At 71.8% G+C, this 16,176-nt stretch carries 14 protein-coding genes; 6 read left to right on the top strand and 8 right to left on the bottom strand.

All coding sequences use genetic code 11. The features are described from left to right. Positions 1–20: 20 nt before the first annotated feature. The 4 genes from V6U82_RS16845 to V6U82_RS16830 all read right to left on the bottom strand — a co-directional run bounded on the left by V6U82_RS16845 (position 21) and on the right by V6U82_RS16830 (position 6,397). Positions 21–713, bottom strand: coding sequence for a hypothetical protein (locus V6U82_RS16845; RefSeq protein WP_334462257.1), 693 nt, complete (start codon positions 711–713; stop codon positions 21–23). A gap of 16 nt (positions 714–729) precedes the next feature. Continuing rightward, positions 730–3,000, bottom strand: coding sequence for a fibronectin type III domain-containing protein (locus V6U82_RS16840; protein WP_334462255.1), 2,271 nt, complete (start codon positions 2,998–3,000; stop codon positions 730–732). Between the two features lie 199 nt (positions 3,001–3,199). Then, a complete protein-coding gene (locus tag V6U82_RS16835; RefSeq protein ID WP_334462253.1) occupies positions 3,200–4,828 on the bottom strand; it encodes a BTAD domain-containing putative transcriptional regulator in 1,629 nt (542 codons plus the stop codon). 393 nt (positions 4,829–5,221) lie between these two features. Then, entirely contained in the window at positions 5,222–6,397 is a 1,176-nt protein-coding gene (locus V6U82_RS16830; protein WP_334462251.1) for a hypothetical protein, read from the bottom strand. Between the two features lie 127 nt (positions 6,398–6,524). On the opposite strand from V6U82_RS16830, the gene V6U82_RS16825 reads away from it, so the two are divergent. From V6U82_RS16825 to V6U82_RS16815, 3 genes are all read left to right on the top strand, one after another. Further along, positions 6,525–8,108 (top strand): nucleotidyl transferase AbiEii/AbiGii toxin family protein, encoded by a 1,584-nt coding sequence (locus V6U82_RS16825; protein ID WP_334462250.1) that lies wholly within the window; start codon positions 6,525–6,527, stop codon positions 8,106–8,108. A 94-nt stretch (positions 8,109–8,202) separates the two neighbouring features. After that, positions 8,203–8,793: a hypothetical protein gene (locus V6U82_RS16820; protein ID WP_334462248.1), complete on the top strand. Its 591-nt coding sequence runs from the start codon at positions 8,203–8,205 to the stop codon at positions 8,791–8,793. An 87-nt stretch (positions 8,794–8,880) separates the two neighbouring features. Continuing rightward, entirely contained in the window at positions 8,881–9,285 is a 405-nt protein-coding gene (locus tag V6U82_RS16815) for a DoxX family protein (RefSeq protein ID WP_128137154.1), read from the top strand. 25 nt (positions 9,286–9,310) lie between these two features. Here V6U82_RS16815 and V6U82_RS16810 read toward each other — a convergent pair whose 3' ends face one another. After that, positions 9,311–10,435 (bottom strand): glycoside hydrolase family 53 protein, encoded by a 1,125-nt coding sequence (locus tag V6U82_RS16810; protein ID WP_128137155.1) that lies wholly within the window; start codon positions 10,433–10,435, stop codon positions 9,311–9,313. An 11-nt stretch (positions 10,436–10,446) separates the two neighbouring features. Beyond that, positions 10,447–11,619, bottom strand: coding sequence for a cellulose binding domain-containing protein (locus tag V6U82_RS16805; RefSeq protein ID WP_334462246.1), 1,173 nt, complete (start codon positions 11,617–11,619; stop codon positions 10,447–10,449). A 214-nt stretch (positions 11,620–11,833) separates the two neighbouring features. Between V6U82_RS16805 and V6U82_RS16800 the strand changes: the two genes are divergently transcribed. The 3 genes from V6U82_RS16800 to V6U82_RS16790 all read left to right on the top strand — a co-directional run bounded on the left by V6U82_RS16800 (position 11,834) and on the right by V6U82_RS16790 (position 13,860). Further along, entirely contained in the window at positions 11,834–12,112 is a 279-nt protein-coding gene (locus tag V6U82_RS16800; protein WP_128136940.1) for an FmdB family zinc ribbon protein, read from the top strand. Positions 12,113–12,133: 21 nt separating this feature from the next. Further along, positions 12,134–13,387 carry a formamidase gene (gene fmdA / locus V6U82_RS16795; RefSeq protein ID WP_334462243.1) on the top strand — a complete coding sequence of 418 codons (1,254 nt, stop codon included), beginning with the start codon at positions 12,134–12,136 and terminating at the stop codon, positions 13,385–13,387. A gap of 143 nt (positions 13,388–13,530) precedes the next feature. Beyond that, complete coding sequence (locus V6U82_RS16790; protein ID WP_128136938.1) at positions 13,531–13,860, top strand: cupin domain-containing protein; 330 nt, start codon at positions 13,531–13,533, stop codon at positions 13,858–13,860. Between the two features lie 162 nt (positions 13,861–14,022). Here V6U82_RS16790 and V6U82_RS16785 read toward each other — a convergent pair whose 3' ends face one another. Further along, positions 14,023–14,877, bottom strand: a complete 855-nt coding sequence (locus V6U82_RS16785; RefSeq protein ID WP_334462241.1) for an aldo/keto reductase — start codon at positions 14,875–14,877, stop codon at positions 14,023–14,025. A gap of 220 nt (positions 14,878–15,097) precedes the next feature. After that, entirely contained in the window at positions 15,098–16,078 is a 981-nt protein-coding gene (locus V6U82_RS16780) for a phosphotransferase family protein (protein ID WP_334462239.1), read from the bottom strand. Positions 16,079–16,176: the final 98 nt, after the last annotated feature.

Genomic DNA, 16,176 nt, shown 5'->3' with positions numbered 1-16,176 from the left:
CCCACCCGCCGCAGACCGGCTCATCCGGCGAGCCTGGCCTTCGCCGCGTCGATGGCGTCGAGCAGCCGTTCCTGGTGCTCGAAACCCTCGTCGTCGGCCACCGGGCTCGCTCCGCACTCCCGCTGCCGCGCGTGCAGCAGCGTCTCCGCCACCGGCGTCACCGGGAAGGCCAGCGGGTCGAGACCGGGCACCCCTTCCACGTCCTCGACCAGGAGCCACTTGTCCGCCTCGCCGTAGCGGACCACACCGGCCGCGATTCCCCTGGTCCACTGGTCGAAGAGCGCGGCCAGGCTGGGGGCGGCACGGACCGACTCCCAGGCGTCCTCCCCGACCGGGTAGCGCCAGATCTCCCCCTCGTGCTCACCCGCGAGGACGAACGTGTAGAGCAGGAAGTCGAAGTGGAACAGCGGTAGCTGCTGCCGCCAGGGGAACGGCGTCCCGATCGACAACCCCAGGTAGTCGAGCGCGTCCCCACCGTCCGGCCACGGCATCCGCCACCCGCCGTTCGGGAGCAACCGCGCGTCCGGCCAGCGCTGCGACTGCAACCAGGCCAGCTGGTCCGCGACGTGGTCCACGTCGAAGATCCGGCGTACCCGGTCCGGCGGAGCCCCGGCCGACGACTCGCCCGCGTCGGGCCAGTCGAGGCCGGCAGCAGTCGCCGCGACGCGGTACTCCCGCACCGCTTCGCGTAGTACGCGCATGTCGTCGAGCATCAGGAGGCTCCTCGGCTCACGGTGCCACGGGCGTCATGCACAGGCTAGCCCCGCCGCCACTGAGCTTGAAGGCGAAGCTCGGGCCACCTGCCTCGACCCACGGCTTCACCGGCAGCACGACGAACTTGGTCTTGTCGCTCACCTTGCACTTGCCGTAGAACGCGTTGATGTCGTTGGCCTGCGGGAGCGACTCGGCGGTCGACACCAGCTTCAGGCTGGCGACCTGGCCGGTCAGGTCGACGGCCTGGTCGGTCGACCAGAACGGGAACTCGTCGCAGGTCTGCCCGGGAACCCGTACGTCGCAGGCGTTCGGCTTGAACGCCGCGGTGCCGAACCAGCCGCGGCTGTGGCCCTTGGCGCGCGCCGCCTGCCCGCCGACGCTTCGCGCCGGGTAGAACCACACCGCCCGGGTCGGCGGCTGCGGGTATCCGCCGTCGCCCATGGCGGCCACGATGTGCTTGCCGGTCTCGGTCATGTCGGCGCCCTTGTAGTTCTTGGCCCCGGGTACGTAGACGATGATGTCGTCGTCGCATCCGGCCTTGCCCTGGGTGCCGCGCTGCGCCGTACAGGCCTGGTCGATGATCCGCTTGAGGCGCGCGTCCTCGGTGGAGTCCCAGGCGAAGGGCAGGTTGCGCTGGTTCGCCACCAGCTTCGTCGTCTTGACGACCTCGGCGTAGACCTTCAGGCTGTTGTACCACTCGCCCTCGTCCAGGCCCCAGTTGTCGAACTGCTCGAAGTCGACGTCGTGCGAGATCGGGTATTCGATGAGCCCGTTGACGCCGATGGTGCCGGGAAAGAGGATGGCGAGCAGCGTGCCCAGCGCGGCCCCGAGGCCGAGGCCGCCGAGGCCGACGACCCACCACGAGATGCTGGCGGCGGCCGCCGGGGCGACCGCTGCGGCCGCGGCCGTCTCCGCGACGGGAGCGATGAGCGTCGCGCAGGCGCCGCTGCTCAGACACCAGGCGATCGGCACCGCAGCCGCTTGCAGCAGCAGCGGCCTGGGCTGCGTGTCGTCGATCGACGAGATGACCGGCCCGCGGCCGGAGGGGGCGATGGCGAACAGCGTGCGGGTGAGGTCGTCCGCGCAGTCGACGAGCTTCTCGCCGGACGGTGGCAGGACGGCGTCGAGGCAGCTGGTGTCGGCCGCGCGGTAACAGCCGAGGAAGATCTGCGTGGCGCCGGAGGGCACCGGCACACTGGTACGTGAGCTGGCCGCGATGTAGATGTCACCACCGGCGCCCGCGCATTGCGACGCCTCGCTGGCGGTGGCCTGCGTGACCGCCGGCGACAGCTCGTCCACGTGGATCATGGTGGTGAAGTCGCCGGCCAGTTCCCGCACCACCGTGCCGTCGGCGCTCAGCGCCTCCACCCGGAAGGCGTACGGCGTGTACTCCTCGAGCGGCTCGATCGGGAGCTTGATGACGCTGTCCGCCGTGCACGGGCTGGCGACGTTGCCGTTGCCGTCCTCGCAGAGCTGGTCGCGCTCGAAGTGGTCGTAGATCTCGCCGTCGAGGTAGGCGCGGTAGCTCGCCTCGGTGGCCGGATTCGGGTGCCAGCTCGCCATGGCCCCGCCCTCGTCCGGGTCCAGGGTCAGGCCGGCGTCCACGTCGGGCGGTGGCGGCAGGGCGTCCGTCGTGAACGACGTCGTGGCGGGCGTCTTCGACCGGTTGCCGGCCAGGTCGACGGCGACCACGGAGACCGTGTGGTTGCTCGACGGTTGGAGCCCGGTGATCGAGTACGAGCGGGTGCCGACTGTGGTCCGGTGCGGGGTGCCACCGTCGACGGTGACCTCGTAGCCGGCGAGGCCGTAGTTGTCGGTCGCCGCGCCCCAGGTCACCTTCGCGCCGGTCGCCGTGATCGTGCCGACCGCCAGGTTCGGAACGTTGCTCGGCGGGATCAGGTCCAGGACGGTGATGTCGCGCAGGATCCGGGCGTAGCGGCCGGGTTCGCGCTCGGCGCGGGTGCAGACCTTCACCGGGCCGAGTCGCGGTGGGCGCATGCTGGTGGTCCAGGAGGCCGACCAGTCCGTGACGCCCTCCGGCGGCGGGCCGTAGGTGAAGCTGGTCGAGGTGGTCTTCTCGATCGAGACGTCCACCATCGTGGCCTGCTTGTGCACGTAGCCGTCGACGGCGATCCTGCCGTTGGCGTCGACCGCGACCTCCGACCCGGCTGCCGGTCCTTCGAGACGGATGGACGCATGGTTGACGTCGTCCGGCACGGACGGGTCGGCGCACGCCGGAAGTTGCGTCTCGGTGACGACCTGGGCGGATGCCGGCTGGCTGATCACGCTGAGCGGGAGGAGGACCGCGACGGCGAACGCCGTCGTGCGTAAGGATCGGCTGAAGTAGCGATGACGTCTGTGACCTGACATGCCGCCCCGTCTCACTGAGATTGGTCGATGACGAGCGGAGCCTGTCACGGCTATCTATATTCGAGATACTTTGTGGCCTACGCCGGCCGCACGATCCGAGCGGCCGGCGAATCGATCATCCGGACCGGGACAGCAACGTGAGGAACGGGTTCCCCCGGACGAGCCGCGACGGCGGCCCGGGCGGCGCCGTCGACAGTTCGGCGGCGTAGTCCCGGACCAGCGCGGGCAGCCGGTAGCGGGCCGGACCGTCCCGGGCGACCAGGTGCGCGTCGACCAGGCCTTCCATGGCCCGTCGGATCCGTTCGGTGGACTCGCCGAGTACCGCCGCGGCACGATCCACCGCCGCCGGGGCCTCCGGGCGGGCGGCGAGAAGCTCGAACAGCCGGCCGGCCACCTCGTCCTCCGAGGCGACGACCGCGACGGCGGCGGCCAGGCTCGCCCGTACGGACAGGTCGTCGTAACTCAGCAGATCCAGTTTGCTCCCGCCCGCGGTGAGTTCGCCGACCAGCGCGGCCACCGACATCCCCGGCCACGTCGCCAGTCGCGAGCCGGCGACCCGCAGCGCCAGCACCGACCCGGCACAGAGGCCGATCAGCTCGGCTGTCGCGCCCGGATCCGCAGCCAGCCGTTCCGGACCGGCGAGCGCGGCCAGCAGTTCCCGGGCGCTGGGCTCGGCCAGCGGCGACAGGGCGACCCGCCGTACACCGTCGAGGTTGCCCAGCGCGCGCCGGGCCACGGCGATCAGGGCGGGGCCGGGACCGGCGGGCAGGAGGGGCCGCACCTGGGCCGCGCTGGTGACCCCGTCGAGGACCAGCAGCAGCCGGCGGCCGGCGGTGAGCGAGCGCAGGCGCCCGGCACGCTCGTCGGCGCTGTCGGGCATGTCGCCCGGCGCGACGCCGAGCGCGCGCAGCACCCGGGCCAGCAACTCCGCCGGGGTGACCGATGCCCGGTACGCGATGTCGACGAAGATCTGCCCGTCGAGGAACTCGCGGGCCACGGCGTGGGCGGCGCGTACGGCGAGCCCGGTCTTGCCGCTCCCCGGTGGTCCCGTGACGACCACGACCGCGGGTACGCGACCCGTCGCTGCCGTACTGACCTCCCCCGCCTCCCTGGTGCGCCCGGCGAAGGTGACCAGGTCCGGTGGCAGCTCCCGGGGCACCGTCCGGGCGGTCTCGGCGACGGGAGCCGGATCGGCGGGCGACGGCGGCGGTGCCGCGATCACCGGCGGCGGCCGGGTGTACGAGACGTCCGGCGCTCGCTCCAGGATCGCCCGGTGCAGGGCGGCCAGTTCCTCCCCCGGCTCGATGCCGAGGTGCCGGTCCAGCCGGGCGCGCGCGTCCCGGTAGGCGGCCAGTGCCGCCGGCACCTCACCGCAGCGGTACAGCGCGAGCATCAGCTGCCCCCACGCCCGTTCCCGCAACGGGTGCGCGGCCAGATGCTCACGCAGCCCGGGTAGCAGCTCGGCGTGCCGGCCGACCGCGAGGCGGGCGTCGGTCAGCACCTCGAACACCTGAAGCCGCTGCTCCTCCAGGCTCGCCCAGCGGTTGTCGAGCGTGGTGCCGGCCGGCAGGCCCTCGCCCGCCGAGCCGCGCCACAGAGCGAGCGCGGCGTCGAGTGCCGGAACGGCGTCGAGCGCACGCCCCCTGACCAGCGCCGTGCGGCCGTTCTCCGCCAGGCGGTGGAACTCCGTGACATCCAGCTCGTCGGGCTGCATCCGCAGCTCGTACGCGTTCGGACGCGTCACCAGTCGATCGCCCACCACCCGGCGCAAGCCCGCCGCGTGCGAACGCAGGTTGGCCGTCGCCGAAGGCGGAGGAACATCGGCCCAGACCATGGCGGCCAGCCGGTCCAAGGACACGGACCGGTTCGCCGCCAGCGCGAGCCCGGCGAGCACGGCCCGCCGCTTTCCCGGGCCCGGCTCGACGCGGCGGCCGCCCGCCCTGAGCTCGACAGGGCCCAGAAGCCGAATGTCCAATTGCATCCCGTCGCTCCCCCGTCGAACTCCGAGGCCGCCCAGAGTAGGCGACCCCGCAGATCAGGACAAGGTATTGCGATAACGACTATCGTGACGAGTATCAATGTAAATAGCGGTGTGTCGACGTAACGGAAACACCGCAGAAAACGCTCCGGCTCGCCGTCAGGCGCCGGGCACCGGCGCGAACAGGGGCGGCGCCGGATCGGCTGCCCGGATCGCGGCCACGAGCTGCGCCAGCTGCGGGTAGTCGCCGCGGGCCGCGCGGAGGAGGTGATCCGCGTCGGCACGGTTGCCGAGGTACGACTCGGCGGCCGCCCGCAGAAGAAGTGCGACGGCGCAGAGGTCGGGCGGCTCGGCACCGGGGCGGACGTCGAGAAGCAGCGATCGCGCGTCCTCGGGCCGCTGGTTGAGCAGATGAGCCAGGCTCATCGCGATCCGGGCGGAGAACACGTGCGGCTGCGTCCGGGCGGCGATCCGGGCGAGTTCCGAGATCTCCCGCACCTCCCGGTGTTCCACCGGCGAACCGGTCACCACCGCGGCGTACAGGTACCACAACCCGAACTGGACGCTCAGCATCTGCCCGATGGCCGCGGCCGCCGCGGGATCGGTGCCGCCCGCGCGAGCCAGCGCGGCGAGCCGCTCGGCCTCCTCGACCAGCTCCGCCGACTGCGTGTGTGCCGTGCTCAGTCTCTGCTGGTAGGCGGCGAGGGCCAGGAGCGGATCGCTGCCGGCACGCGCCTGAATCCCGACCCGGTGGACGCCGTCACCCGCTCGAGCGACCGCCCGCAGTGCCCTGACCACCTCCTCCTGGTAGTAGCCCGCTCGCAGCGCTTCACGGGCGGCTGCCGGAGCCCGGAGCCAGCGGAGCAGGTTCTGGCCGTCGCTGCGGGTCGAACGCCCCGGAACGAGGTTGGTCAGGCCGAGCAGCGCCCCGACGAACGCGGCGCCGAACAACGTCAACCGCGTCAGGGCCGTGCTGGCGTGTCCCGCCGCGACGACGAGTGCCGTCGCGGCGGACAGGTTGGCCAGCGGGCCACCGAGGTAGAACAGCACCATCCGCAGCGGTAACGCCGCCGTCGACGGCGAGGGCCGGACCGACACCTCGTTGCGCCAGCCGTTGAAGGGCGCGACACGGACCGCGACGACCGGCAGACCCAGCAGCTTCGCCACGACGAGGTGCCCGCACTCGTGCAGGACGAGGTGCAGCCACAACGACAGGCAGGTGAGACCGGCGGCGACGATCGCATCCGTCAGGGACTCGGTGACGAGCAGCGCGAACGCTGCCGCCTCAACCGCCAGGAGGAGTGACACGGCGACCAGCCGACGGCGGATTTTCACCAGGAGATGGTACGGCCGGACGGGCGGCCGCAGCGGTACGCGCGCCCTCGCGCCCGGCATCACGCAGCCCGACGGTACGGCCGTAGAGCCGCAGCCCCGGCTGGACGACGTGTCGTAGGCTTCGCCGGTGCTTGAGGTGTCGGGGGACTTCGAAATCCATGTGACGGCCCAGCCCTACGACGCGGAGCGGCTGTCCGCCCTCGCTGCGCGGCACGGGCTGAAGTTCGTCCACATCGTTCTCGACCGGGGTGCCCACGCCTCCCAGCCGATGGTCACGCTGACCGGGCGGGGCACGCACGCCGAGCAGCAGGCCGCGGCGGAGCGCCTGCAGGGCGAGGTGGAGGCGTCCGGGATCCACGTGTGCCGCACGAAGATCGAAGTGGCACCATGGGCTGCCGGCGTGCCGCAGTCGGACGAGGAGGCCGCGGCGGAGCCGGCCGCCCGCTACTTCGAGCATCACATCAAACTGCTGCTGGCCGGACCGACGGTGGCGCGGACACTGGCGCTCACCGGCCTGGTCGAGCCGCACGGGGCACGGCTGTCCCGCAACGCCCGTCGGGTACGCGCCGACGGTGTGCAGGAGCGGTTCGTCACCCAGCGCTGCTACCGGGTCGGGCTCGCCACGGCCGGGCAGCGCCTGGAGGCCCTCGTCGCGGCCGTGTCCGCCGCCGGCTTCGAGATCGCCGCGGTGGAGCAGGAGTACGTGGTGTTCGACAGCGGACCGGTCCGCGACCTCGGCTGGCTGGACCCGCCCGGGAGCCGGGAGGAGCCGCGGCCGAACGACTGGGTGACGAGGCACGAGAACGCCATGCGGTCCGCGCCCGCACGGTCCCGGGGTTTCCCGCCGACCTACCAGCCGCTGCCCGCCGACGCTCCCGTCCGCCAGCGCGCCGCGTTCGATCCCGCTCTGAAGCACTACCCGAACGCGTACCGTGCCGGTGAGCCGGACTTCCTCGTGCCCGAGACCGGCCGGCGGTGGAGCGCCGCCCGGCGTACCGCGCTCACCGGCGTGCTGGCGGCGATCGCGGCGGCCCCCGTCGGCCGTCACCTGGTGCTGCGGGGCAGTGCGCTGATGCCGGTCCAGGTCGGCGCCGCCGCACGTGAGCCCGGCGACCTGGACTTCGTGGTCGTCCCGCACACGGTCACCAGCGGCAGCGACGAGGCCCGTACGCTGCTCGACGCCGTCAAGGCCGCCGTCCGCAGCGTGCCGGACGCCGGCCTGCGACCGGACCGGATCAGCGAGGCGGCCATCTGGACGTACGAGCGGGCCGACGGCCGCCGCCTCGTCGTCCCGTTCGGCATCGCCGGAGCGCCGGACGGCCACGTACAGATCGATGTCGTCTTCGGCGAGGAGCTGCCGCTCCCGCCGGAGACGGTGACGCTCCCCGGTGTCGCCGCTGAGGTGCTCGCCGCGCCCGCCGCGCTGGCGCTCGCCTGGAAGCTGCTGTGGCTGGCCACCGACGCGTACGCGCAGGGCAAGGACCTGTACGACGCGGTCCTGCTGGCCGAGACCACGAGCGTGGACCGGGATCTCGTCCGCCGTCTGATGCGGCCGGAGCTGGGCGCCGAGGCGGACGGCTTCAGCGCCGAGGACGTGCTGACGTGGAGCATCGACTGGGACAACTTCGTCGACGAGTACCCCGGGATCGAGGGAACCGAGGAGCAGTGGACGAGGCGGCTGGCTCTGGCCCTCGAACGCGCCTGGGGATAGCCGGACCGCGTAGCGGCGCGGACAACCGCCGGCCTGAAGATCGAAGAAGGAGGCCCGGCTCGACCGGTTGCCGCCGAATGGCACTCTTGCGCCGATGGACGCGTTCGTCTCACAGTTGCCGGCGTTGCTCGGCGTCGTTGTCGGTGCCCTGGGCACAGGTCTGGTGACCTTCCTGTCCGCCAGAAGCCAGTTCAAGCGCGGCCAGGCAGTGCGGTGGGACGAACGACGACTGGAGGCATACAGCGAGTTCGCCCAGGTACTGAAGGAGATCCAGGCGATATCGCTGAAGGTGCTGGCTGCCGCGGCCGGGGACAAGTACCGCTCGGGACTGGACAGAGCAGAAGCCCTCCCCCGGCTCGCCGAGGCCGACATCAGGCACACCCTCGTCTGGGAGAGCCTTCTGCTGCTCGGGGACGCCTCCACCGTCGTCGCCGCACAGGACTGGCGAGAGGCGGTCTGGAAACTCGAACACCGAGCCCGTGGCGTCGGCGAGAACTCCGAGCCGTTACTGGAACTGGTCCAGCAGGCGAACGCGAGTCGGGACCGCTTCTATCAAGCAGCTCGGCGGGGCCTCGGCGTAGGCGGCGGATCGGTCGCTCAATCCGACCGCCTGCAGCGACGCCTCGCATCCGAGAACCACACGCCTCCCTCCTCGATCAGCGGAGCCGGCCAGACCTCGCGATGAGTTCGGCCGCCTCCGCCGGTCAGAGCTGATGCGTCCGATCGATGTCGGATGCGAGTGCGCAGCCGACCGCCAGGAGGGACGAGAACCATGACCGTCGTCGACACCACTCCCCCACCCGTCGCGCGCGGGTTGCACCGGACGCTGTGGGCGCTGCAGGGCGTCCTCGGGGTCTTCCTCATCGTCGCTTCCGCCGGTCCCAAGCTGTTCGGCGAGGCGAACGCGGTCCAGACGTTCGAGGACATGGGCGCCGCGCCCTGGTTCCGCTATCTCGTCGGCCTGCTGGAGCTGGCCGGTGGTATCGGGCTGCTCGTGCCGCGGCTCGCCGGGCCGGCCGCCGTCGGGCTCGCGCTGCTCATGGTCGGCGCCGCCGTCACCCAGGCGTTCATCCTGCACGGCGGCGCTCTGGTGCTCACGCCCGTGGTGCTGTTCGCGCTGTTCGTGTTCATCGCGTGGGGCCGCCGCCACTCGATCCGCCGGCTGCTCAAGCGCTGAGCCGGGGGGTGCGCCGGCCGATCCGTCAGGGCGTCCAGCGCACCCCCGGGTTCACCCGCCCGAACCAGTCGAAGAGGGCCATGTTGTCCCACCCGTTCCCGGTGCCGTTGATGTTCGCCGGATCCCAGCCGTTGCCGCTGACGGCGTACCAGGTGGGTTCCCAGTAGAAGACCCCGATCGCGCCGGCGTTGCGGGCGGTGTTCTGGACCCAGTCGAACTGCTGGGCCTGCCCGGCCCACGTCGCGCTGATGCCGTCGCAGGTGGCGTCGCCGATGACGTTCGGCTGGCCGTCGGCGTCGTCCCGGGTGAAGGGGTACGCGGTCTCCACGATCACCACCGGCTTCCCGTAGCGGTTCCGCAGGTCGACGATGTTGTTGTAGAGGTTCGCCAGGCTTCCGTGCCACATGCAGTAGTACGACAGGGCCGTCATGTCCCACTGCACGCCCTGGGCGCGGATGCCGTCGTAGAACCACCGGGCGTTGGCGTTGCTGTCGGCGTTCGCGGTGTGGATCATCACGGGGATTCCGCCGCCGCACGCCTTCACCGCGTTGTAGCCCTGCTTCAGCAGGCCGGCCAGCGGGGCGAAGTCGTTGTTGACGACCTTCCCCTCGTTCCACAGCATCCCGACGTTGATCTCGTTACCGATCTGCACGCTGTCCGGCAGGGTGCCCTGCCCCCGCAGGGCGGCGCAGACGTCGTACGTGAACGCGTACACGTCGTCGCGCAGCCGGCTGAGGCTGTGCCCGGCCCAGGCGGCCGGCTTGTACTGCTTGCCGGGGTCGGCCCAGGTGTCGGAGTAGTGGAAGTCGATCAGCACCTTGAGGCCCTTGGCCTTCGCGACGCGTGCCTGGGCCAGCACCTTGCTCTTGTTGTTGTAGCCGCTGGCCGGGTTGTTCCAGACGCGCAGCCGGACGTAGTTGGCGCCGACGGACCGGAGGATGTCCAGCGGGTCGCGGGCCACCCCGCCTGCGTCGTAGTACTTCGCGCCCAGGTCCAGGCTGCGCTGCAACGAGGAGACGTCCGCGCCCCGCATGACGAGCGTGTTCGCGGCGGCGACGGGCGCCGGCGTACCCCCGAATGTGGTGGTGACGGCGAGGACGACGGCCGTGACGGCCCCGGCCAGGGTGCGGCGGCGGTGGAGTGCGCTCACGGGACTTCCTCTCAGCCGACAGTGCAGGGGGCGCCGTTGAGCGAGAAGCCGGTCGGCGGCGCGTCGCTCGCGCTCCAGCGCCCCTGGAAGCCGAAGGTCGCGGAGCCGTTCGCCGCGATGACGCGGTTCCAGTCGGCGTTGCGGGCGGTCACGACGGCGCCGGTCTGGCCGACGGTGGCGTTCCAGGCGGTGGTGACGTGCTGGTCCCCGGGGAAACTGAAGGTGACGACCCAGCCGTCCACCGGCGTCGTCCCGCTGTTCTGGATTGTCACCGCCGCCACGAAACCGCCGGGCCACTCGGACTGGTTCCGGTAGGTCACCCGGCAGGTCGAGGGCGGCGGGGGCGGCGGCGTGGACGTCGTGGGCAGCGTGACCGTGTCGGAGGCGATCGAGACGTTGCCGGCCGCGTCCCGGGCCCGTACGTAGTACAGGTTGCGCAGCGGCGTCGACGGGGGCAGCGACGCCGTGTACGTGGTGCCCGGCACGGTGGCGACGCGCGTCGAGGTGAACCAGCCGTCGAACCGGTAGACGTCGTACCCGAGTACGCCGACGTCGTCGGTCGACGGCGACCAGGACAGCGTGGCGGTGGAGGCGGTCACCTCGCCGACGGTCAGGTTCCGCGGGGCGCTCGGCGGGGTGGTGTCCGGGCCGGTGTCCGTCACCGGGGTGACCACCGTCAGCGCGTCGGTGGAGGGCGAACGGCGGTTGTCCGAGTCCCGGGCGGAGACCCGGAACGAGTACTGCCGGCCCGGCTGGATGTAGCCGGTGATCGTGGTGGTGGTGACGTTGCCGAGGCTGACGCCGTAGACCACGTCGTCGAACGCCTGGTAGTACGTGATGTCGTACCCGGCGACGGGGCAGCAGCCGGGCCTGGCGGCCGCCCAGGTGAGGGTGACCGACGTGGTCCGTACCTCGGTGGCGGTCAGGTTCGTGGGCGCGCTCGGCGGGAACGGCGTGGTGCTGGGCGTGGTGGGCGTCGACGTGAGCGGCGGCGCGGTCGCGGTCGGCTCCGCGACGGACACCGCGGCGCCGCCGGGCGCCGGCGCGACCTGAGGGTACGCGGTGCCGGCGCCGGCCGGCGCGGCGCTCAGCGCGGTGGCGAGCACCGCCGTGGACAGCGCGACGGCGGTCACCGGACCCGGCCGCAGGCGGCGGAACAGCGAGGACGAGGAGACGGCTGCCATACGTCGACGATGGGGTCAACCCATCGATGATCGCCAACCTATCTCACGCCTCGGTCCGGTACGGCGGCTCGGCCGGCCTGCCGCGAGGACGCAAGTTCCGTCTCATTCGTCGTTTTGCGCCGCTTTTGCTGCCGGTCGCCCACAATCGGGAATACGGGGTGGGCCGCCGCGGAACGGCCACCGCACGCACGAGAGGCCGGGACGGGAAACGGCGATGGCCACCTTCGAGTACCGCTGCCGGCAGGACGGCAACTTCGACGTCGCGCTGCCGGTCGGCGCCGCCGGCCCGTCGACGAACTGCCCCCGGTGCGGGGGCCAGGCGACACGGGTGTTCTCCGCACCTCGGCTGGGCCGCGTGCCGGCGGCGCTGCGCGAGGCCATGGACCGGACCGAACGCAGCGCGGAACAGCCGGAGGTGGTCGGGCGGGTACCCGGTGGTCGCCCGGTACGCCGCTCGACGAACCCGGCCCACGCCCGCCTGCCCCGATGGTGACCACGAGAAGGGCTCAACGCCGTGCCTGACCTGCTGTTCCCCCTCGACTCCGCCAAGAGGTTCACCGACCAGGAGAAGGTCGGGCACAACCGCTGGCATCCCGACATCCCGCCCGTGGCGACGGTACGGCCCGGACAGTCGTTCCGCGTCCACTGCCGCGAGTGGTTCGACGGCGCGATCCACAACGACGACTCCGCCGACGACATCCGGGACGCTCCGCTGACCCGGGTCCACGCTCTCAGCGGCCCGTTCGCCGTCGAGGGCGCCGAGCCGGGCGACCTGCTGATGGTGGACATCCTCGACATGGGCCCGATCCCGCAGGAGTCCGGTCCGCTGGCCGGCCAGGGCTGGGGCTACACGGGCATCTTCCCCACCGGCAACGGCGGCGGCTTCCTCACCGAACAGTTCCCCGACGCCTACAAGGCGGTCTGGGACTTCACCGGCCGCAAGGCCACCTCCCGGCACATCCCCGGGGTCTCGTTCACCGGGATCTCCCACCCGGGGCTGATGGGCACCGCCCCGTCCGCGTCGCTGCTGGCCAACTGGAACCAGCGGGAGGGCGCGCTGATCGCCACCGCGCCCGACCGGGTGCCGCCCCTGGCCCTGCCCCCCGAGCCGCAGGACGCGATCCTCGGCAGCCTCACCGGCGCCGACTTCGACCGGGTGGCCGCGGAGGCGGCACGGACCGCTCCGCCCCGGGAGAACGGCGGGAACCAGGACATCAAGAACTTCACCGTCGGCAGCCGGGTCTTCTACCCGGTGTACGTGCCGGGAGCCAATCTGTCCCTCGGCGACCTGCACTTCTCCCAGGGCGACGGGGAGATCACCTTCTGCGGCGCCATCGAGATGGGCGGCTTCGTCGACCTGCACGTGGACCTGATCAAGAACGGCATGCAGACGTACGGCGTCGCCGAGAACGCGATCTTCATCCCGGGCGACACCCCGCCGCAGTTTTCCCGGTGGCTGGCCTTCTCCGGGATCTCCGTCACCCTCGACGGCGAACAGCGGTACCTCGACTCGCAGCTCGCCTACCAGCGTGCCTGCCTGCACGCCATCGACTACCTGACCCGCTTCGGCTACCAGCCGGAACAGGCGTACCTGCTGCTCGGTGCCGCACCGATCGAGGGCCGGCTCTCCGGTGTGGTGGACATCCCCAACTCCTGCGCGACGGTCTACCTGCCCACCGAGATCTTCGACTTCGACATCCGCCCCTCGGCCTCCGGTCCGACCCGGATCGATCCGGGCAAGGGCGCCCCGAAGGCCACCATGGGGTGAGCGGTGACCACCACGGTTCCAGCCGGATCGGGCTGATCACGGGGTCCGGCCGGGGCGAGGCCGGCGGGCCTCTCCGATATGCCAGAGTCGATCCGAGCCGGCCGGCTCGGGAAGACCGGTAGGACGAGAGGACGGGACACCCCATGCAGAAGTCATCCCTGACCGCACTGGCCCGCGAGCAGCTGAAACTCGCGCACGCCTCCTCCAGCGGCCGCAGCAGCTCCACCGTCTACGGCGGACACGAACACAAGCTCCGCCAGACGATGATCGCGCTGACCGCCGGCCAGATGCTCGGCGAGCACGAGAACCCGGGCGAGGCCACTGTCCACGTCCTGCACGGCCGGGTCCGGCTCGGCGCGGGCGAGACGTCCTGGGACGGCGCACCCGGCGATCTGCTGATCGTGCCGGACCGCCGCCACACGTTGGAGGCGCTCGAAGACTCCGCGGTGCTGCTCACCGTCGCCAAGCGCTGACGGCCCCGAACCCCCCGGGAGGCGTCTCGCCCGCGGCTGGCTCGCCGGCCACGCTCGGGGACGAGTCTCCGAACCACGAGCTGCGGGTGGAGAGGGACCTCATCGCCGCCCGCAAAGGGGGTGCGACCTTCCGTCGAGCATCGAGGACCCGTGGCAGGGCGGCTAGTCGAGGGCGGCCAGTTCCTCGGGGGACAGGCGCAGCGCCCCGGCGGCCAGGTTCTCGACCAGATGGTCGGGGTTGCCCGTGCCGGGGATGGCCAGCATGTGCGGCCCGCGGCTGAGGGTCCACGCGATCCGCACCTGCGCCGGCGTCGCCCCGTGGGCCCGGGCGACGGCCGCCACCGCCTCGTTGGTGGCCACGCCACCGGCCTCACGTCCGTCGCCGGCGATCGCGAAGAACGGCACGAAGGCGATTCCCTGCTCCCCGCAGGTGCGCACGAGCTGGTCGTGCGCTCGCCGGGTGTCGACGCCGTACGGGTTCTGCACGCAGACCACCGGGGCGATCGCCTGTGCCTGCGCGAGGTGCTGCGGGCGGATGTTCGACAGGCCCAGATGCCGGATGAGGCCGGCGTCCCGCAGGTCGGCCAGCGCGCCGAAGTGCTCCGCGACCGACTCCAGCCCGTGCTGGCGCAGGTTGACGACGTCCAGGTGGTCGCGGCCCAGCTGGCGCAGGTTCTCCTCGACCTGTCCGCGCAGCTGGTCGGGCCGGGCCAGCGGCAGCCACTCTCCGGAGGGGTCGCGGCCCGGCCCGACCTTCGTGGTGATGACCAGGTCGTCGGCGTACGGCGCGAGCGCCGTGTTGATCAGCTCGTTGGCCGACCGCAGTGGCGAGAAGTAGAACGCCGCCGTGTCGATGTGGTTGACCCCGAGCTCGACCGCCCGGCGCAGCACGCCGATGACGCGTTCACGGTCGCTCGCCGCACGCCCGTTGCGGGTCAGCCGCATCGCGCCGAATCCGATCCGGTTGACAGTCAGGTCGCCGAGCGTCCAGGTGCCTGCGGACGCCGCAGTAGTCATGTTGGGCACTGGGCGAACCTAGCCATCCCCGCTGACCCGCACAGCCGGTCATCTGCCCGATACCGGCCCGCGGGGATCACTGTTAACTTATCTACGGTGAACGACGGCGCGGATCTCGCCCGCGTCGAGGGGCCACGCGCCACTCGACGGCGTCTTCGACGTGTCAAGCGGTCCTCCGACGTCGCGGCGTCGGACCGGTTGGCCGGCGACCGCCTCGAGGTCACCGGGCTCTACCGAGCGCCCTGGTGATGTGCCACTCGGCCAGGTCCAGCATCCACTTCCGATCCGGAAAGTCGGTGTCCGCGATCCGCAACGGCCCTTCGATCAGCGACAACGTCTGCGCGTATCGGTAGAGCTCCAGCCGGTGGGGGTCGAGATCGACCGGACGCAGCGCCGAGTAGGCGTCGCCGAAGCGCATCTGCAGCCAGGCGTGGTCCCATTCGACGTCGAAGTAGGTCAGCCCTTCGAAATCGATCATGACGGCCTCACCAGCCGGGGTGACGAGGACGTGGTCCGGGCCGAGTTCACCGTGCACCAGCCCGTACTCCTCGCGCGGGGTGACCGCGCTCCTGAGGTGGTGCACGTGGGCGGTGATCCGGTGATGGGCATCGGCCAGCCGGACGTCGCGGGCCGCTGCCGCGTCGAGGTGGCCGAGCGCGCGGTCGACGATCACGTCCTCCGTGCGCCGCGTCGGGGGTGCCTCACCTCGGGCGGCGGCCGTGAGCTTGCCGTGGTGCGGGCCGTACGTCGTGTGCATGCGACGCAGGGCGTCACCGAGCGCGGACAGCGGCGTGGCGGCGGTGGCCGGATCGTCTTCCAGCAACGCCTCGAGCCGGAGCGCGCCGGCGTCCTCGACAAGCGCGATGTCAGCGTCGAGGTGACGGCCGTCCCGGTCCATCATCATCAGACGCGGGACACGCACACCCGCTGCGGTGAGCGCCGCGTGGCCGGCGGCGAAGAGATCGGCGCCCGAAGCATCCGTGAACGGGTCGTCCGGGACGGTCGGTGACGGCGGCCAGTAGTTCTCGCCCGCGGACCACACGTACAGCATCACGGTTGTCCGGTCGTCGAGCCGAAGCCGGTAGACGCCCTTCTTGGTGCCGCCGGTCAGTCGGTCCAGGGCGGCGAGCCGCCGGTCGGAGCCGAACTGATCAGACACCAGCCCGTGCAGGTCATCCGTTCGCAGGAAGGTCCGCGTCATGGCCGCCTCTCGTCATACCGGGGCGGCCAGGCTGCCAGGCCAGGCAGCGGCGGGCAACCGAGTTGACGGCGGTCCGGCCGTGACCGGACCGCCCGCCC

It is taken from the genome of Micromonospora sp. CPCC 205554 (genome assembly GCF_036902745.1).
GTDB classification, from domain to species: Bacteria; Actinomycetota; Actinomycetes; order Mycobacteriales; family Micromonosporaceae; genus Micromonospora; species Micromonospora tulbaghiae.
Note: the sequence above shows the minus strand (reverse complement) of the source record. Positions and strands in the feature narration are given on the sequence as shown.